18 protein-coding genes are annotated in these 17,604 nt (G+C 41.4%); 10 read left to right on the top strand and 8 right to left on the bottom strand.

What is annotated here, in order from left to right; genetic code table 11:
* Nucleotides 1-84 precede the first annotated feature (84 nt).
* Nucleotides 85-570 carry a hypothetical protein gene (locus tag V7L12_RS04960; protein ID WP_335082644.1) on the top strand — a complete coding sequence of 162 codons (486 nt, stop codon included), beginning with the start codon at nucleotides 85-87 and terminating at the stop codon, nucleotides 568-570.
* 10 nt (nucleotides 571-580) lie between these two features.
* The gene (locus V7L12_RS04955; protein WP_335082642.1) at nucleotides 581-778 is read left to right on the top strand and encodes a hypothetical protein; all 198 of its coding nucleotides are present in this window, start codon (nucleotides 581-583) and stop codon (nucleotides 776-778) included.
* A 67-nt stretch (nucleotides 779-845) separates the two neighbouring features.
* Here V7L12_RS04955 and V7L12_RS04950 read toward each other — a convergent pair whose 3' ends face one another.
* Nucleotides 846-1,922: a PIN/TRAM domain-containing protein gene (locus tag V7L12_RS04950; protein WP_335082640.1), complete on the bottom strand. Its 1,077-nt coding sequence runs from the start codon at nucleotides 1,920-1,922 to the stop codon at nucleotides 846-848.
* A gap of 412 nt (nucleotides 1,923-2,334) precedes the next feature.
* Between V7L12_RS04950 and hemW the strand changes: the two genes are divergently transcribed.
* Complete coding sequence (hemW, locus tag V7L12_RS04945) at nucleotides 2,335-3,516, top strand: radical SAM family heme chaperone HemW (RefSeq protein WP_335082638.1); 1,182 nt, start codon at nucleotides 2,335-2,337, stop codon at nucleotides 3,514-3,516.
* Nucleotides 3,517-3,526: 10 nt separating this feature from the next.
* Complete coding sequence (locus V7L12_RS04940) at nucleotides 3,527-4,414, top strand: UTP--glucose-1-phosphate uridylyltransferase (RefSeq protein WP_335082636.1); 888 nt, start codon at nucleotides 3,527-3,529, stop codon at nucleotides 4,412-4,414.
* A gap of 229 nt (nucleotides 4,415-4,643) precedes the next feature.
* Here the strand turns inward: V7L12_RS04940 and V7L12_RS04935 are convergent, their stop codons facing one another.
* Nucleotides 4,644-6,041 (bottom strand): hypothetical protein, encoded by a 1,398-nt coding sequence (locus V7L12_RS04935; RefSeq protein WP_335082634.1) that lies wholly within the window; start codon nucleotides 6,039-6,041, stop codon nucleotides 4,644-4,646.
* A gap of 354 nt (nucleotides 6,042-6,395) precedes the next feature.
* Between V7L12_RS04935 and V7L12_RS04930 the strand changes: the two genes are divergently transcribed.
* On the top strand, nucleotides 6,396-7,520 hold the full coding sequence (locus tag V7L12_RS04930; RefSeq protein WP_335082632.1) for a THUMP domain-containing class I SAM-dependent RNA methyltransferase: 1,125 nt from the start codon (nucleotides 6,396-6,398) through the stop codon (nucleotides 7,518-7,520).
* On the opposite strand, the gene V7L12_RS04925 is transcribed toward V7L12_RS04930, so the two are convergent.
* Entirely contained in the window at nucleotides 7,497-7,682 is a 186-nt protein-coding gene (locus V7L12_RS04925; RefSeq protein WP_335082630.1) for a hypothetical protein, read from the bottom strand. The two genes, V7L12_RS04930 and V7L12_RS04925, sit on opposite strands and share 24 nt — an antisense overlap.
* Before the next feature lie 420 nt (nucleotides 7,683-8,102).
* Here V7L12_RS04925 and V7L12_RS04920 point away from each other — a divergent pair, with 420 nt between their 5' ends.
* Nucleotides 8,103-8,369 (top strand): hypothetical protein, encoded by a 267-nt coding sequence (locus tag V7L12_RS04920; RefSeq protein WP_335082628.1) that lies wholly within the window; start codon nucleotides 8,103-8,105, stop codon nucleotides 8,367-8,369.
* A gap of 460 nt (nucleotides 8,370-8,829) precedes the next feature.
* On the opposite strand, the gene V7L12_RS04915 is transcribed toward V7L12_RS04920, so the two are convergent.
* The 5 genes from V7L12_RS04915 to V7L12_RS04895 form a co-directional block, all read right to left on the bottom strand.
* Nucleotides 8,830-10,449: an NAD(P)/FAD-dependent oxidoreductase gene (locus V7L12_RS04915; RefSeq protein ID WP_335082627.1), complete on the bottom strand. Its 1,620-nt coding sequence runs from the start codon at nucleotides 10,447-10,449 to the stop codon at nucleotides 8,830-8,832.
* A 213-nt stretch (nucleotides 10,450-10,662) separates the two neighbouring features.
* Nucleotides 10,663-12,147: a helix-turn-helix domain-containing protein gene (locus V7L12_RS04910; RefSeq protein WP_335082626.1), complete on the bottom strand. Its 1,485-nt coding sequence runs from the start codon at nucleotides 12,145-12,147 to the stop codon at nucleotides 10,663-10,665.
* A gap of 272 nt (nucleotides 12,148-12,419) precedes the next feature.
* Nucleotides 12,420-12,809, bottom strand: a complete 390-nt coding sequence (locus V7L12_RS04905; RefSeq protein ID WP_335082624.1) for a hypothetical protein — start codon at nucleotides 12,807-12,809, stop codon at nucleotides 12,420-12,422.
* Nucleotides 12,810-12,912: 103 nt separating this feature from the next.
* Complete coding sequence (locus tag V7L12_RS04900; RefSeq protein ID WP_335082622.1) at nucleotides 12,913-13,395, bottom strand: hypothetical protein; 483 nt, start codon at nucleotides 13,393-13,395, stop codon at nucleotides 12,913-12,915.
* 129 nt (nucleotides 13,396-13,524) lie between these two features.
* A complete protein-coding gene (locus V7L12_RS04895; RefSeq protein ID WP_335082620.1) occupies nucleotides 13,525-13,980 on the bottom strand; it encodes a CAAD domain-containing protein in 456 nt (151 codons plus the stop codon).
* A 678-nt stretch (nucleotides 13,981-14,658) separates the two neighbouring features.
* On the opposite strand from V7L12_RS04895, the gene V7L12_RS04890 reads away from it, so the two are divergent.
* The 4 genes from V7L12_RS04890 to V7L12_RS04875 form a co-directional block, all read left to right on the top strand.
* Nucleotides 14,659-15,522 carry a DUF2382 domain-containing protein gene (locus V7L12_RS04890; protein ID WP_335082619.1) on the top strand — a complete coding sequence of 288 codons (864 nt, stop codon included), beginning with the start codon at nucleotides 14,659-14,661 and terminating at the stop codon, nucleotides 15,520-15,522.
* 127 nt (nucleotides 15,523-15,649) lie between these two features.
* A complete protein-coding gene (locus tag V7L12_RS04885) occupies nucleotides 15,650-16,084 on the top strand; it encodes a hypothetical protein (protein ID WP_335082618.1) in 435 nt (144 codons plus the stop codon).
* A 68-nt stretch (nucleotides 16,085-16,152) separates the two neighbouring features.
* The gene (locus tag V7L12_RS04880) at nucleotides 16,153-16,674 is read left to right on the top strand and encodes a hypothetical protein (protein ID WP_335082616.1); all 522 of its coding nucleotides are present in this window, start codon (nucleotides 16,153-16,155) and stop codon (nucleotides 16,672-16,674) included.
* 256 nt (nucleotides 16,675-16,930) lie between these two features.
* A partial coding sequence (locus V7L12_RS04875) for a hypothetical protein (RefSeq protein WP_335082614.1) occupies nucleotides 16,931-17,604 on the top strand: 674 nt, incomplete at its 3' end.

Genomic DNA, 17,604 nt, shown 5'->3' with positions numbered 1-17,604 from the left:
CAAAGTTTATAAACCTACAAGATGTGCTTAATGCATCGCTCATGCTCGTGTATTCAGGAGCATTAACTATAATCTAGTCTATTTATGAAAAAGGCTTTTATTTTAATTGTCGTTCTCATAACACTTGTCGGTTGTAAATCTGTAGGCAAAGGTCTACGTAATGGCATCAGGGAGGCAATTGACGAGTTTACCGGCCAAACGATTGTAAAAGCTGTTTTAGATTCGGGTCACAAAAAACAGTTATCATATCCTGGAAATTGGGTATATGTTCTAACTGGTGCATCCAAAAATCAATACTATATTGATGTTGATTCCATCGTACAGGAAGGACAAATCTACACTTACAATAAATTAGTAAATTTTCAATATCCTAACAGTAATGGAATTAAAATAATGATTATAAGTAGCGGTGTTGATTGTAATACTGCAACTCTTTATGAATTTGATAGATTGGAAATTGATTCCCAAGATGTAGTAATAAGAAGAGTTACTCTAAAAGTACCTGGAGTTTTACCAGTAAAATCTGAGACAGCAGGTTATTCGTACTGGGAATACTTCTGTAACAAATAAAAAACGAGTTTTGAGGTCAGATATTATACGCGAGTCAGCGATTTATCAAAACATTCTACAAGAAGGTAAGGCTGAAGCTTTATTTGAAGTGGCAAGAAATCTATTTAGTACTGGTATGCCATTAGAACAGATCGGCAGAATCACAGGGTTATCAATTGAGCAGTTACAGTATTTACAGGCAAGTGAGTCTCGTGAGTCCAATCAATAAATAATCGGTGCAGTCAACCTGCACCGATTACCAAGTGTCACTCGAATTGAACAAACATCCCATTGTTTCACGCCAATGCTGAAGCTTGCGGTTTGGCAAAAATCATTCTTCCTGCTGTAGTTTGCAAAGCACTGGTAACTATTACTCGCAGTTCACCACCCACATAACTGCTACCTTCTTCAACAACTACCATTGTGCCGTCATCTAGGTAGCCAATGCCTTGACTGGGTTCTTTGCCTTCCTTGAGAATTTTTAAATCCAGGTTGTCGCCAGGTAAATAACTGGGACGGACGGCATTCACTAAATCATTCACATTCAAAACAGGTACTTTCTGAACACTGGCGACTTTAGACAAGTTGTAGTCGTTGGTTAGCAGTGTGCCGCTAATTTCTTGGGCGAAGCGTACTAACTTGGCATCCACTGTGGGAATATCTTCATAGTCAACTGCATTAATCAGGATGCGATCGGGATAATCTTCCTTAATGCGGTTGAGAATTTCTAGTCCTCTCCTTCCCCGTACCCGCTTTTGGTCTTTGCTAGCATCCGCTACTTGTTGGAGTTCTTGCAAGACAAACTGCGGTACGAGAATTTGCCCTTCCAGAAACCCTGTTTCTAGTAAGGCTTCAATACGGCCATCAATAATACAGCTAGTATCTAAAACTTTGGTATTGGCTGGTTTTAGCGTTCCTTCCACTACCATCGATTCGACGGTGTTGGGATTAATGAACCGCAATAAGCCTCGTCCGTGGGTATCTGCCAAATTCATACCAGTGACGGAGAGGATGATACTACCGACAACTGCCACAAGTGGCTTAATAAATCCAAAATCCGCCGGGATAGGGAGCAAAAATAGTGGGGCTAGCATCAGGTTGGCTAGTAATAGCCCAATCACTAAGCCAATGGCACGAGTTAAGATCACTTCCAAAGGCATTTCTTTGACTTGTGATTCTAGGCGACGATATGTCGTCTGGAAACTCAGCCCGATCGCACCACCAATAATAGCGGCAAAGACGGCAACAATTAAGCGTAAAGCTTCTAGATTCGTTACCTGATCTAGCGTCCCATTGGGTAGTAGTTCAATGCTGTAGAACCCTATTCCCGACGCTGCTAGGATAAATGAGAAAATAATAATGGCGTCAAGCATGGTTGTCTTGTTTTCCTGCAACTGTGTTCACCGATAAAGTTAAGTATTTTTTATTTCATCGGTAAGATAAACTCATCAATATTGCATTACACTAAGGGTTTAGGCTGACAATATCTGCAATTATTATAACCAAAGGGTTTTATCTTAATATTTTTCATTGTTTTGTTGTAAAAAGACAAAAATTTGTAAATAAACTACTTATTTTGTAAGAATTCAGAATCCAGAATCCACAAGTCAGAATTAAGAAGACTTTGATACCCAAACTTAATAATTTTAATAAAATCAAGAAGTTATTCTACGCTTGATTTTACAATTATTCTGGTTGCTGACTCCTGACTCCTGACTCCTGAATTCTTACCTCATTTTCATTGTCTCTAATTCGCAGTTGGATTAACTTAAAACTTTTCTCAAAATGAGTAAAAAATTTAGTATTTCTGGAATTGCGAGTTCAGCTTATGTGCATATTCCCTTTTGCAGACGGCGGTGCTTTTATTGTGATTTCCCGGTGTCTGTTGTGGGCGATCGCTTGCGAGGCGAAACATCTGGTACTATCTCCCAATATATTGAGGTGCTATGTCAAGAAATTGCCATTACACCAGCATTTGGTCAACCTCTGAAGACAATTTTCTTCGGTGGTGGTACTCCTTCGCTGCTATCAATAGAGCAGCTACAACGGGTACTGACAGAGCTACAGAAGCATTTTGGGATTGCGTCTGGGGCAGAGATTTCTATGGAAATTGACCCAGCCACCTTTGACTTAGCCCACATAGCAGGCTATCGCAGTGCAGGCGTGAACCGGGTAAGTTTGGGTGTACAAGCCTTTCAAGGAGAATTATTGCAAAGGGCGGGGCGATCGCACTCAGTTGAAGATATTTTTGCAGCTGTGGAACTAATCCACCAAGTCGAGATTCCCATATTTAGCTTAGACTTAATTTCTGGATTGCCGCATCAGTCTTTGGATCAATGGCAATATTCCCTAGAAAAAACGATGGCGATCGCACCCACTCACATTTCCATTTACGATCTTACCATCGAACCAGGTACAGCCTTTGGTCGTTATTACAAACCTGGTGATACTCCAATGCCTACGGATGAAGCCACAGTCAAAATGTATCAGATGGGGCAGCAGGTTTTAACTAGTGCAGGTTATGAGCATTATGAAATTTCTAATTATGCTCAACCTGGTCATCAGTGTCGGCATAATCGAGTGTACTGGGAAAACCGCCCTTATTATGGCTTTGGTATGGGGGCGGCGAGTTATGTTGAGGGGAAACGCTTCACTCGTCCGCGTAAAACTAAGGAGTATTACCAGTGGGTACAAGCTGGCGGTGTAATTGATTGTGATGTGACTCCCCCAAAGGAAGTATTGTTAGAAACGTTAATGTTGGGGTTGCGTTTGGCGGAGGGTTTGAGTTTGGCGGCGTTGGTAGAGGCGTTTGGGGAAGAGAAGGTAGAGGAGATTTGCCGATGTTTGCAAGGGTATTTTGAGAAAGGTTGGGTGGAAATTGCAGAGGGAAGGTTGCGTTTAATTGATCCCCAAGGGTTTTTATTTTCTAATGTGGTGTTGGCGGAATTGTTTGAGAAATTGGGGTGACGAACTACTTATGCAAAAAAATCAAGTTAGAAAAGCTGTGATTCCGGTAGCTGGTTTCGGTACTCGTTTGTTTCCGGCTACTAAAGTTGTGAAAAAAGAACTTTTCCCGATTATTGATCGAGATGGTAGGGCAAAACCTGTGATTCTCGCAATTATTGAAGAGGCAATTAGTGCTGGAATTGCAGAAGTAGGGATTGTGGTGCAGCCGGATGACAAAGAAATATTTGCAGATTTATTGAAAAATCCACCAAAAAAAGAGCTTTTACAAAAACTCTCACCAGAAAATCAAGAATATAGTCGATATCTGGAAGATTTAGGTAGCAAAATTACAATTTTATTGCAAGAGGAGCAACTAGGCTATGGTCATGCGGTATTTTGTGCCAAAGATTGGGTGCGAGATGAGCCGTTTTTGCTCATGTTGGGCGACCATATTTATGCATCTGATATTGAAAAATCTTGTGCGCGTCAAGTTTTAGATGTTTACGAGCAAGTTAATCAAAACATTGTTGGCTTAACTACAATGCCAGCAGAAATTATTCATAAAGCTGGGTGTATAACAGGAGTTTGGCAAGAGTTAAACTCGATTTTGTCAATTACACAACTCTATGAAAAACCGACTATTGAGTATGCACAACAGCATTTACGTGTAGAGGGAATGTCAGAAAATGATTTTTTAGGTATATTTGGCTTATATTTACTAACGCCGAAAATTTTTGATTTTTTAGCAGAACATATTAACCAAAATTTTCGAGAACGAGGTGAATTTCAGTTAACATCCTGTCTGGAAAAATTGCGTCAGGAAGAGGGAATGACCGGATACCTTGTTAAAGGTAAGTGTTTTGATACAGGTTTGCCAGATGCTTATCGTCAAACAATGATTGATTTTAGAAAAATATAAGATTAATCTCAGTTCAATTCGTTTGTCTGGGAGGATCTCACTTTTTAAGATGGCTTAAGCAGACAGTAATCCATTAAAGTAAGCAGAGCGATGAGCAAGGACTTGAAAAATCTTGAAACTTGGTGATAGCCTATTGTTTTTTGTTAAAGCAGTTTTCAGGTAGATGAGTTACAAAATGCAGGACTTAAAATCAGACGTAAAGAATTTCTACTTCCTTCCTACTGTCTCCTTAAAAAACTACCTCAAAACTAGCGGTAGTTAGAGCCGGAAAAGAGTTAGCACCCAATTGTGCAAATTTACCCCCAAAATTAATCTCAGCAAAATCATCCGCCGAACCATTCGGGTTATAGAAAAGACTACCATTTGCGCTATTATAAACAATCGCCGCACTACTACTTGCAGCTAAAGTATCGTTTGTCACTGTGGCAAAGTCTGCGGAATTTAATTCAGTTGGGAACACTGAGTTACTTAGAGCGGTAAAGGTAGATTTAGATAGTTGGATCTTGTCTTGCTCAGGATTGAAGTTACTAATAATATCAACTCCGAGTTCCCTAATATCAAACTTTGATCCTGTTGCAAATGCAAATTTATCTGAACCTGCGCCTCCTCTTAAGATATCGTCCCCACTATCTCCCTGTAAGTAATCGTTGCCCTTGCCCCCGGTCAGAATATCTTTTCCACTACTGCCAAAGAGAATATCATCACCATCGCTCCCCTTGAGGTTGTCGTCATCACTACCCCCATCTATTCTGTCCGCACCAGATCCACCCAAAAGGATGTCAGAATCGGCTCCCCCATCGATGTAATGATTACCAGCAACACCAGAAAGCGAAATACTGTCATCACCGCTCCCAGCAAAAATAACCTTATCGCCAGGCGAAAAATCCCCCCTACTAAAGGTATCGTCTCCATTTGTGGTAGCAACATCAGTACTTATCACATTTCTGGCTCGAGCAATTGCCTCTTTTACAGCATCAGCAACATTCTCACTTTTAGAACCAAGAGTCAGTACACTACCTCGACCAAGCTGGGTAACTAGTGTCTCGTAATCGACTGCAACATTACTTGTAGTTAGAAAAATTGGAATAATGTTATTTGCTTCTAGCGCAGTTTTTACTTGTCCGATCTCTGGATAATCTTCATAAGGATCAACTATACCATCTCCATTATTGGCAATAGTATCACTTGGACTAACTACTGCACGATCGCCGGCAACGTGATAAATACTATCGGTAGCTATTATAACAACACGAAATGAACCGACTCTGTAACCAAGACTGTCGCTACTATCTAAAGCTGCGTACAAGAGTGCGTCTAATTGTGATTCGGGCCCATCATTGCCACCAAAAGCTTCAAAGTCAAAGATTTTGTCTTTAACTGTTGTGACATTATTTGTCAAAGCGGCTTCTGCTTGATATACATAGTCAGCGTAACCCCCAAAAGGCGGAATTGGCTTATCCTTGAAAGAGGCAATACCAAATTTCAGGTCATCACCAAAGATACTTGCTAACGTCGGGTTGGTTAAGCGATTTACCGTCGCCGGAAGTACGGCTTTAAGCTGGACTAAATCCTCATTAGATGACGATGTTAAATCTTGTAGCAGAACAATATCAGATACTAAACTCATAGTTTTTCTCTGTGACTATTTTTATTCATGGGTTGTATTGCAAAGTGCCTGAGTAGTATTTCAGCTTGATATTAGCAGGGTTAATTGATTTAAGATAGTACTTAAAACTGAAGAAAATATAATCTCTTTCAACAAATATTTGCTGTGTCCTTACTCAGGCTTGATTTCGTTTGTCTGGGGCTTGTTGTGCTGAGTTACCGAAGAAAGGCAGGAGGCAAGAGGCCTCCTCATTTAATTCGTTGTACCCTACTAAGGTTATAATCGCAGACTTAACGAGAGAGAATGTTACAAGATATGAGTTAAGCTAAAGTGCGTCAATGGGTGAGCAGTGAAGATAATGCTTTGGATTAGAGGATGAATCAGTATTTTGCAACGGTTGCTCGCGGATTAGAAACTCTTGCGGCTCAGGAGTTAGAGCAACTGGGTGCCCATTCCGTGGAGCCGGGGTTTTGCGGTGTAGCCTTTGAGGGCGATCGCACTCTACTTTATCGCGTCAACCTCTGGGCTAGGCTGCCGTTCCGAATCTTGGTGAATATCCATCAGTTTACATGCCTTGATGCCAAGGATCTTTATCGTGGTATCCAGACTATCGATTGGCAAAACTATCTCACGCCAGACATGACGCTGGCGGTAAATGTCACGGGCAAAAACGATCGCCTCAACCACAGCCACTTCACATCTCTCCAGATCAAAAATGCGATCGTTGATCAACAGCAAGAAAATCTGGGTGAGCGTTCAAATGTAGAGCTTCATGAACCAGATGTGCGGGTAAATGTTCATATTGAACGTGACTTTTGTACCGTTAAACTCGACAGTTCTGGAAATAGTCTGCATCGCCGAGGCTACCGTCCTGCGGTGGGAGCAGCCCCTCTCAAGGAATCTCTAGCAGCTGCCCTGATTCAACTTTCAGGTTGGCAACCAGACCAGATGTTCTACGATCCTCTGTGTGGATCTGGCACTTTACCCTTAGAAGCTAGCTTAAAGGCACTGAACATCGCACCAGGGCTGTTTCGGGATTGCTTTGGATTTGAAAATTGGCTCGATTTTGATCTGTCCCTTTTAGAAAAGCTGCTCCAAGAAGCTAAGGACAGCCAACTTGATACCCTGACTGCACCTATTTGGGGAAGCGATCGCGATGAAAAGATAATTGAGCAAGCGATTAACAATGCTCAAAACTGCGGTGTTGATAACCATGTATGGTTTTCTCAAATGGAGCTTGCTGATGTTGTCGCCCCCGCAGACAGTGGGATTTTATTCTGCAATCCACCTTATGGCGAACGGCTGGGGCGAGATAGTGATTTAGGGGCGTTCTATAAACTTTTAGGCGATGTCTTGAAACAACGCTTCAAAGGCTGGACTGCATTTGTCCTGAGTGGCAACAAGGAACTGTCTCAATCAATTGGACTAAAATCATCCCAACGGATTGCAGTGTACAACGGAACGCTGCCCTGTCAGTTAATGAAATATGAACTGTACTAAGTACAGCATTTCATTAATTTGTAGCGAATTAAATTTGGCAATACGTTGCAATGCCAATGCATCCCAATACAATGTTAATGCCTCCCTCTGCAATGCCAATGCATCCCGATACAATGCCAATGCGTCCCTCTGCAATGCCAATGCATCCCGATACAATGTCAATGCATCCCCCTACATTAAAAATGCTACGCTTTTACGCAAAACTGTATTAAGACAGAATCGATCAGATTTTGCGATTTCCGGTTTGTAGTATGTTTAAGGCGATCACTCTCAATTACTTTTGCTCAGTAAAAAATACATTGCCTGAAAATTTTGTGACACTGGGGATGTGCTGTATTGTCGGAGTTTGTGAGAACCGCGACCTAAATCTGCTGTTGCATGGCATTGGCTATCTCGATAGACTCAATCTGAATCGGTGATATTTTTAATACTCTTTAATAAATTTAAATTAAGTCAAACAAACTTGAAACTATGTGTAAGTCTATATTCTGGCAGTTAGTATGACAACTTTTGAAACAAGTGGCAGTATAATCAGTGACTGACAATCTGCAATTTATTTATCGTTAAAAGGCAAGACTAGTTATGTCAGACCAATTCACCTTTACCGTTACCAATAAAACTGAATTGGCAATTACAGAGTTGTGGGTATCTATCGATGATCAAGAGTGGGCCTCATTTAACTTGGGTGAGTCAGGGATTCCATCAGGTGAAACAGCAACAATTGCTTGGGCTGAATATACGAATGGTTCGCCCTGTGAATGGTACATTTCTGCTGTATTTGAAGATGAATCAGAAACTGAGTCAGCCCTATTTAACTTCTGTAAAGAACCAGCTTTAACAATCGGATAAATTCTGCACTGCGATCGCGCTTGATACATGATTGCATATCGATTCCAGTCATAAAAACAAAAGCCCAACCTCGAAATGTATCTAGATGGGGCTTGATATTAGAATTGACATGGCTATTTCGCGATCGCCTTTTTGAAATTGACAATCTAGCTACTTGAGTAAACGAATAAAGCTTGCTTTGTGATTTGCCCTATTTTGTCGGGCTGTAACAGGTTTCATCCTTACTTGTTAGACAAAGCTGTTTCTAACCTAGATCGGTTTTAAATTTCACCTGATAAGAGCAAAAGACCCTTTTAAAACATCCTCTAACGGACTAAATACCTAATTTTATCTCTGTTCCATTTTTCCGACTTAATAACTCACGCGATTACAGTGATTTTTATACTATGCGATCGCTCTCAACCAAAAATCGGATGCTGAGACTGCGTAGTTTACCGCCGTCAGCATCGCATTCACTATTTCAGATTTTACGATCGCAATTCCTCAAAATACTTAAAGCCACCGCCTCCGCCACCTTAATACCATCGATACCCGCCGAGAGAATCCCCCCTGCGTATCCCGCGCCTTCACCAGCCGGATAAAGACCGACTGTATTTAAACTTTGATAATCTTCTTTGCGTTTAATCCGAATCGGTGATGATGTGCGGGTTTCTACCCCAGTCAACACGGCATCGTCCATTGCAAATCCTTTAATTTGTTTGTCAAAAGCGGGAAGTGCTTCACGGATAGCGGCGATCGCATAATCTGGTAAACTCTGGCTCAAATCACCCAAATGTACCCCAGGTGTATAAGACGGCTTAACTATGCCCAATGCTGTAGAGGGGCGATGGTTGAGAAAGTCTCCCACCAACTGCCCTGGAGCTTCATAAGTGCCACCGCCCAACTCAAAAGCCCGTTCTTCCAAGCGCCGTTGGAAGTCAATTCCCGCTAAGGCATTTCCCGGATAATCTGCGGGGGTAATACCCACAACGATCGCACTATTGGCATTGCGCTCATTGCGAGAGTATTGGCTCATCCCATTGGTGACAAGTCGCCCCGGCTCTGATGCGGCTGCAACCACCAAGCCCCCCGGACACATACAGAAACTATAGACGGAACGACCATTTTCGCAGTGGTGAACCAGTTTATAATCGGCAGCACCTAAAATCTTATGACCCGCTTGAGCGCCGAAACGACATTGGTCAATGAGATACTGAGGATGTTCGATCCGAAAGCCGATGGAAAATGGTTTCGGCTCTATGTAAACTCCACGATTAAATAGCATTTGGAAAGTATCGCGGGCGCTATGACCTACTGCGAGAACTACATAATCGCTGGCGATATATTCCCCACTAGCGAGGGTGACTCCCCGCACCTGTCCATTTTCGATGTTAATATCTTCCACCCGGCTTTGAAAGCGAATTTCACCGCCGAGAGATTCGATTTTGGCACGCATACTTTGGACGATTCCGACCAGTTTGAAAGTGCCGATGTGCGGTTTGTTGATATAGAGAATTTCCGGTGAGGCTCCCGCATTCACGAGTTCGGTCAACACCTTGCGCCCATAATGCTGAGGATCTTTGACCTGACTGTAAAGTTTGCCATCGGAGAATGTACCCGCACCACCTTCGCCAAACTGGACATTGGATTCTGGGTTGAAGTCTGATTTTTTCTTCCAAAAGTTAAAGGTATCAACGGTGCGATCGCGGACTTGTTTCCCACGTTCTAAAATGATTGGACAAAAGCCCATTTGCGCGAGCATCAACCCTGCAAACAAGCCGCTAGGCCCTGTACCAATGATGATGGGGCGAATTGCCAAATTGCTGGGTGCTTGTGCCACTGGGCGATAACTCATGTCTGGCGTAGCCATCACATGGGGATCTTTTTTCAGGCGCTTGAGTAAATGAGTTTCCTGAGTCGTTTCTACATCCAGAATATAAACAAGGCTGATCTCTCCTTTTTTACGGGCATCGTAGCTACGCTTGAAGATGGAATAGCTGATCAAATCTTCGTCCGTTATTTGCAGCTTTTTGATGATGGCAGTCTTGATCTCATCTTCAGGATGATCAAGCGGGAGCTTTACTTCAGTTAGTCGTAACATAGCGAGGAGAAATTCATACTGTCTATCAAAATATTAACAACAGAGGCAGGAGGCAGGACGAATACTGTTTTCTGTCGAAACCTTACATAAACAATGACTTTTCACGTCATGGAAAAACCCACGAAAAACCTAACCCCCTTCCCGACGCAGTTGCAATAAGTAATAATACGTAGCAAAAATTACCTCAGAGAAAAAAGAAAAGTTTAGTTCAAATCAATACCTGTTAAGGTGTAGTTCCAGTGTATTGAGCAACTTGGGCAAGTCCTTTTGAGAAACCTGACGTGTACCCGTCTCGACTGCATCAACCCAGGAAACGCTTTTCCCCATCGTTGTAGCGAAAAATGCTCTAGACCAGCCTTTTGCTTTTCTCCCTTCTCTGATCACATTACCTGATAGAGGCTGGATATTTGCACTTAGCTGATTCGAGTCCAGGGTCAAGCGTTCCTGTACTTCTGCTGGTAAATGAAAACGCCATCTAGAATTGAGTATTTGATTCCAGTAACCTATAGGTCTTTTAGCGCTTGTGCTGCTTGTTAACCAAGCTGGGCCTGTTTCCAATTCTGCTTGCCATCCGGTTTCTTTGACAACTTTCAAATCAGTTTCCAAATCATCAGCCATTTGCCGTCTAAGCTGTCTGTCTTGCTCTGCTGTTGACACTTTGTCTGCACCGTAAGCAATCTCCATCAGAGTCTTGCCCATTACACAATCCTGGAATTCCGGTTGGATTTGGAAGGTTAGCCAAACTAGCATTCTAGCCGCGCCAGCATTTTGTTTACCAATACTAAATAGTTTCTGTACGGTTTTCTTGGTAATAATTCCAGTGTAGTAGTGGTATTTAGATTTGTTGAGGAAGTATTTTGTCCATACTCCAGCTTGACCTATCACCTTTAAACCCACTAGCTTGTTATTGCCAGCTTTATCTGTTTCAAAATCTCGTATTATGCTGATGTCCCAAATCTTTAAATCAGCAACAGTAAAAGCTCCTACTTTCCCCTGTTTAGGCCATGCAATACAAGCTAGTACCTGAGCAGGTTGTCGTAACAAGTCGTACAAAATACTCAATTTTTCATGCTTGCATAAGTCCCTGCGTTTAACAAGCCCTGTGTATTCAAATAGTTGCTTGTCATCAATTACAAAATTGCCTGACCAAGGTTTATCTAGGCTAGCTACTAAGGCACAGTAAATCAGGTGAATAGCACAGGCTCTTGGATCAAATTGGTCTATAACAACTAAAGCTGCCTCTTCTGCCAGAGTTTCTGGTTGTGGAGTTTCAGAATTATCTGTTACATAATAAAAGATTTTTCCTTTTCCAGTTTCAGTTTCTTTTTCGTAACTAAAAGTATTATTTACTTGATTCCATGACAGATTCATTTTTTGAGATAAAACTTCAGCAACTCCATACAAAACTAGTGACAAGGCAGCAACATTAGTCTTACTATCAGGAAATAAAGAAGCTTTTTTGAATTGCCGAGGTTTTGCTGAATACTGGTAATTTAATAGTAAATTTTGCTCATCTTTATTAACTCTGTCTTGAAGAGGAATTTGCTTTGATAATTGAGTAGTTGATTCTTCCAGAGATTCTTCATCAAGAGCAACATTAGTTTCCTTTGAATTTTGATTACGGGAAATGGTAATTCTTCTTACCTGGTAAAATAGATGCAGAAGTTTACTATATAATGTTTTTGCTAACTGTTTCATTTTTTTACAAATTCACTGCTCACGTCGATAACTTACAATGATAAAATAAAGCCTGAGTTTCTTCTACTTGACCTTGCTAGAATAAACTCTCAGCCGCTTTGAGTCGCTTTAAACAACCACCAACAATGCAAGATATTTGACACCAGGTGATACCAATATAATAAAAAGTGGTCAAGTAAAAAAACTGATTTTTACTTGACCAGAATTATCAGTGATGAGTTCAAGCTTTCACTGATTGTAATTACGAATTGCAGCTTTGCTGCTTGAGGTTACTAGGGGTACTGTTTGTCAGCTGGATCTCCATAGGGGTCTTCGCTAGCTGGGCGGACATTACCATACTGCCCGTAATTTCCTTGGTTGCCTCTTTGCATCAATTTTTTGACAGCTAGGGCGGCGATACCAGCGATCGCTCCCTTAGCTAATGGATTACTCATAATGTTACCACGTTGACCACCTGTAAAGCTCCCCGCAGTACCACTCATAATTTGACTGAGTATATCTGGTTGTTGCTGATGAACCCGGTCTGTCGTTTGAGCAAGATAATTTGGGTCTTGAAAGCGATGATTTATACCATCTTGGTTTAGATCCGGAAAATTCAAGTTTGAAGAGCGCGTCTGCTGTTGAAGAGAGCGACCAAACTGCATCCGCTCTTGTGGTGACATCCGACTAAAGGCTTCTTGTGCAGATTCCTGATATATGGAAAAAAGTTTCTATTAAAAAATAGAATGACGGTTAAACGCCATCTATTTATAACATGTACAAAAATTAATTTGTTGGAACAGTACCTTCACCCAAACCCTTTAAGTCTCGCCCAGTGGGACTGTTATTATATCCTTGAAAGTCCCGGTATTGTTGTGCCTCCTCCTGTGGAACACGAATGCCCTCTTGTGGCGCTGTTACCCAGACAGCACGACGTTGAGCATCTCGATAGTAAACACGCCCATTCTTAGAAAGGTAGTATTTCCCCTGCGCTCCTGTTCCTTGGGCATTCTTTCGCTGATTGTAGAGGTAGAAAAGTCCAGCGGCTCCTGCCAAGATTGCCACTTTCTGCCCTGTACTCAATCCCCTCCTAGCTTGGGGTTGATTTACGGGGGCGCGATTATTTAAATTTCTACCAATACTATCGTCAATTGGAGGTGGCGCAGCATTTCGGGAACCTCCGCCGCAGCTATTAAGCAGCGGGACTGTTAGCAATGTTGAAAGAAATACTGTTGTTGTCAGCGAAGCTAATCTATTTGTCTTGATCATACATTTTCTTTTCCTGCTAATTTAGCTGACGTGGTATAAGAGTCTACAGTTCTATACAATGGTCAAGTAAAAAGCCGAGTTTTACTTGACCGAAAGTTCAAATACACTCTATTCGCCACTATACTTTAGTTAGCTTAAAGTCTGTGATTCTTCTGTGCCTAAAATTTGTTTTTTAAGCAAGCGAGTTTCTGCTGTAAATTCTTGCCGAGTGGAATCTTTGAGCAAATAGCGGGAAGTAAACCAAATTGTGTAACCAAGTCCAATTAATTGGAGAAATGGAGAAACTAGTGGAATATCACTTATTGCGTTGAGTACCGCTAGAAAAATTCTTAGTGCCGTAACCGTTATCACAAGCAAAGCAAAGCTGATAATCGGTAGTTTGTATTCTTGGTAGAATCTACCTATGTACTCAGGTATTTTTGCCAAAAATATAGAAATCTCTCTACCATTTTTTTGCCATTGTTCTTCATTTTGCGAGGCGGGTGGTAACATTGCCAGGTTTCCAGACTCTGAACCTTTAAGTGCTTCTATCTGGTTTTGGGAGGCAGCATCGACATACTGCTGTTGCTGTAATTCTGTATCCATAATTATCTCCTGATTTTCTGCAATTAGAGCAGTTTTAAAGTTTACACTTAGCCACAATTTATCAACTTATGCAGCGCTTGTTCCGCATCCCGATGATGAGTAAATACGCCTATAGCACGCTGATGTACACTTAAGTCCATTATTTTTCCTTATTGCTCCTTAGCAGCACAGGTAAATATTTGTTTGCGAATTTATTAGGACTTTAATAATATTTAGGCATTTTTAGACTTACTTCTCATCAATCTTTTGGAATAAATTCTGTCTTCAACAAGAGTGATAGAGCAAGCATTACAACTTAAGGCAATAAATCTTTAAGAATGTAAGGATATTTGATTTAAGTGTAAGGTATTAACAAACATATTAAACTAGCTAGGTTTAATAGTATGTATCAATTTAGCTAATTTTAGACTTGAAACTTACTGCTAGGAAGTAGTCACAGAAATGCTAGAAACTAGTCACAAAAGTTATAAAGATTTAGTTGTAATCAAATTTGTTGAGAGTAATACATTAACTAAAATTCTTATTTTGTGTCATACTTATGGGGTATCAAACTATATTCAATTACTTCGATTGATGAAATATCAAGATGATTGAAGTCACTCCTCGGACAGAAGATTTACCTAAACTAAATTGTGTAATTTATAAAAAAGACACAGCAAGATTTTAAGGAATAAAAGAATGCCACTCCAGAAAATAAGTGAATTTGATGCAGACTACCATAATACTATTGAAGGCAATGACATCAAAGGAATGGGTGTGTATGTTCAAGGAACTGATGAGAAGATTGGCACAGTAAATGATGCTGTAGTAGACGACCAAGGAGAATTCCGCTATTTAATTGTTGACATCGGCTTTTGGATTTTTGGCAAGAAAGTCTTACTACCAGTAGGAAAATCGCGTATTGACTCTACAGCAAACCGTGTATATGTCGTTGGTATAACAAGAGAGCAAGCGGAAAATTTACCTGAATATCAAGAGCATACAACACTTGACTACGACTATGAAGAACAGGTGCGTGGAGGATATCGTACACCGTCTGTAGAAAGTTCAGCTGCGCTAGCATCGACAGTTGGTCGCACTACTCCAAGTCCTGACAACTACACCTACGCAGATGACGCGGATCTGTATGATGTCAACGCTCACGAAGACCAAACTTTCAAACTTTACCAAGAAAGGCTAGTTGCTAATAAACAGCGCCGAAAAAGCGGAGAAGTAGCGATTAGTAAGCATGTTGAAACCGAAACTGTAAGAGTTGCTGTTCCGGTGGAAAAAGAACGAGTGGTGATTGAGCGAGTGACTTCTCAAGACACAGGCAAAGTTGTGTCTGCTGAAGCGACTGACTTTGGCGAGGGCGAGGTAGCACATATAGACCTCTATGAAGAAGTTGCAGACATCCAAAAGGAAGCTTTTTTGCGCGAAGAAGTCAGAGTGCAGAAAGTTGTAGACAAAGAAACCGTTGAAGCTCAAGAAACCATTCGCCGCGAAGAATTAGATGTTAACACTGATGGAACTCGAATAGAGAATAAAACTGACCGGGGTTAACCTACTTAAACTACAAAGGTGATTGCATTTGAGTTAGTAGGAGTGGGTTTTTTAACTACTTCTACTCAAAATACTCTCAGTAGATTGATATTGCAGAAGAGTCATTAGTTTAGATGAGGTGGTTAAATTGAAAATAATTCAACAGTTTCGTCGGGTTTTAACAGCTTTAGTCTTGGTATTAGTACTAACAACGACTGCCGCCTGTAGTGGTACTGTTCAAGCTAAACAACCAACTCTATTACCGTCTGGAATCCATAGTGCTGACTATGCCTTGTTGTCACGCGGTAACAGTGTACAGGGTCAAGATTTTGGGAACTGGGTTGTCGCTACAGCCAAGGGAATTGTCCAGGATGCTTATGTACGTGATAACAATAAGTTAGGTGTCGTGATTGCGCCTCAAGTTCGTCCGACCGAAGTGCGACCATTAGCAAAATCCTTACTCCAAGGTTTTCACCAAAATTTCCCGAATCAAGACTTAAAAGTTTTGATGTATGCACCAGACAAAAAACTGATTTTAACGGGTCAGTATGATGTGCAATCTCAGCAAATTGAGTATAAATAACGACTCATTTTTTTGAGAAAAGCTGAGTTAATTCAGTTGATTGTAAGTATAAAAAGGAGACATTTAAAATGAGCAGCAGTGACAAGTATAAACACGAAATTCTCAACGAGTTGGCTCACGGTAATACAGAGTCTTTAAATGATGTTTCATCTGACCCAACTCAGGAATACCAAAATTTTGACGATTTTGCCCAGCGCTCATCTCACGATCAACGTCGGCAATTATTTAGTCAATCTTTCAACCATAACAGCATTCCACCAAGCCAGCTGGAGCCAGAACTCCAAAAAGCGATCGCTCAGATTAAGCCTAACGAACGGGATGATGTTGCACGGGCATTTTTCAAACACTTAAAGCAAAGAGGTCTAGACGAGCGCCATCTAGAGCGAGATTTGGGACTTTCTACCCACAACCCTAAGCACATAAGTGCAGATGACCTCAGCAAGCTGGCATCTTTCACATATCATAGCCACCCTGACATCTTCCACGAAGTGATGGCTGAACAACCAGCGATTCTTAAGTTTCTCAGTAATCCAGTGGTCGGAGCAGCTTTAGGAGCGATCGCCTCTAAATGGTTTGGTGGTCATAAGTAAGCATTCCCAAACTTGATACGGGAGCAACGCGATTTTGTGAGATTTGATTTTTCCTATCAATAAAATTGGTTTATTGATAGGAAACTGGGCAAAATTACCGTTTTTTTAGTGTTTTTACTGATGCTATCAGCTTGAAAAAGTTTTTAAAGTGACATTAAAGTGACATTATTTGTTGCTTCTCACTTTTTCGCGTTGCTCCCACTTGATACACATAGTCCTTTGTCTGGACGCTGCAAATATAAAGGAGACGATGATCATGACTCAGAATAAGCAACAAGCAGATAAGTATGACGAAAATACCAACCCCGATCAAGAGCAAACCGATGCTCAATCTTCAGGATCAGGCATTGGTGCTGGTATAGCTGGTGCAGCGATTGGTGGTATAGTTGGTGGTCGAGTTGGAGGTGTATTTGGTGCTGTCGCGGGCGCGGTAGCAGGCGCTTTGGCTGGCAAGGGTACATCTGAAGCTGTTCACGATTCTGTTGAAGGTATAGTAGATGCAGCAAAGAGTATAGCTGAGACTGTTAACCACTCTGTAGAAGATGTAACAGAAGTAGCCAAAGATACAGCACAAGCAGTGAAGCCATCCATTGTTGATGTAGTAGAGGCAGTTAAGGAGACAGTTGAGGAAACCAAGCCATCTGTAGTTGATGCAATTAAGGGTGCAGCCCAAGAGGTCAAACCAGCTGTTAAAAATGTAGCGGACGCTGTTAAGGAGACAGTTGAGGAAGTCAAACCAGCTTTCAAAGATGCAGCAAAAGATACAGCGAATGCAGTAAAGGGTGCAGCCCAAGAGGTCAAACCAGCCGTTAAAAATGTAGCGGACTCTGTTAAAGAGACAGTTGAGGAAGTCAAACCAGCTTTCAAAGATGCAGCAAAAGATACAGCGAATGCAGTAAAGGGTGCAGCCCAAGAGGTCAAACCAGCCGT

This window comes from Nostoc sp., from assembly GCF_036918245.1.
Taxonomy (GTDB): Bacteria; Cyanobacteriota; Cyanobacteriia; order Cyanobacteriales; family Nostocaceae; genus Nostoc.
Note: the sequence above shows the minus strand (reverse complement) of the source record. Positions and strands in the feature narration are given on the sequence as shown.

Bases quoted from the DNA above. Each gene is read 5' to 3' on its own strand.
- V7L12_RS04880 (WP_335082616.1), top strand. From the start codon at position 16,153: ATGAGCAGCAGTGACAAGTATAAACACGAAATTCTCAACGAGTTGGCT.
- V7L12_RS04915 (WP_335082627.1), bottom strand. From the start codon at position 10,449: ATGTTACGACTAACTGAAGTAAAGCTCCCGCTTGATCATCCTGAAGAT.
- hemW (WP_335082638.1), top strand. From the start codon at position 2,335: ATGAGTAAAAAATTTAGTATTTCTGGAATTGCGAGTTCAGCTTATGTG.
- V7L12_RS04940 (WP_335082636.1), top strand. From the start codon at position 3,527: ATGCAAAAAAATCAAGTTAGAAAAGCTGTGATTCCGGTAGCTGGTTTC.
- V7L12_RS04890 (WP_335082619.1), top strand. From the start codon at position 14,659: ATGCCACTCCAGAAAATAAGTGAATTTGATGCAGACTACCATAATACT.
- V7L12_RS04935 (WP_335082634.1), bottom strand. From the start codon at position 6,041: ATGAGTTTAGTATCTGATATTGTTCTGCTACAAGATTTAACATCGTCA.
- V7L12_RS04950 (WP_335082640.1), bottom strand. From the start codon at position 1,922: ATGCTTGACGCCATTATTATTTTCTCATTTATCCTAGCAGCGTCGGGA.
- V7L12_RS04900 (WP_335082622.1), bottom strand. From the start codon at position 13,395: ATGATCAAGACAAATAGATTAGCTTCGCTGACAACAACAGTATTTCTT.
- V7L12_RS04895 (WP_335082620.1), bottom strand. From the start codon at position 13,980: ATGGATACAGAATTACAGCAACAGCAGTATGTCGATGCTGCCTCCCAA.
- V7L12_RS04930 (WP_335082632.1), top strand. From the start codon at position 6,396: ATGAATCAGTATTTTGCAACGGTTGCTCGCGGATTAGAAACTCTTGCG.
- V7L12_RS04910 (WP_335082626.1), bottom strand. From the start codon at position 12,147: ATGAAACAGTTAGCAAAAACATTATATAGTAAACTTCTGCATCTATTT.
- V7L12_RS04920 (WP_335082628.1), top strand. From the start codon at position 8,103: ATGTCAGACCAATTCACCTTTACCGTTACCAATAAAACTGAATTGGCA.
- V7L12_RS04960 (WP_335082644.1), top strand. From the start codon at position 85: ATGAAAAAGGCTTTTATTTTAATTGTCGTTCTCATAACACTTGTCGGT.
- V7L12_RS04905 (WP_335082624.1), bottom strand. From the start codon at position 12,809: ATGTCACCACAAGAGCGGATGCAGTTTGGTCGCTCTCTTCAACAGCAG.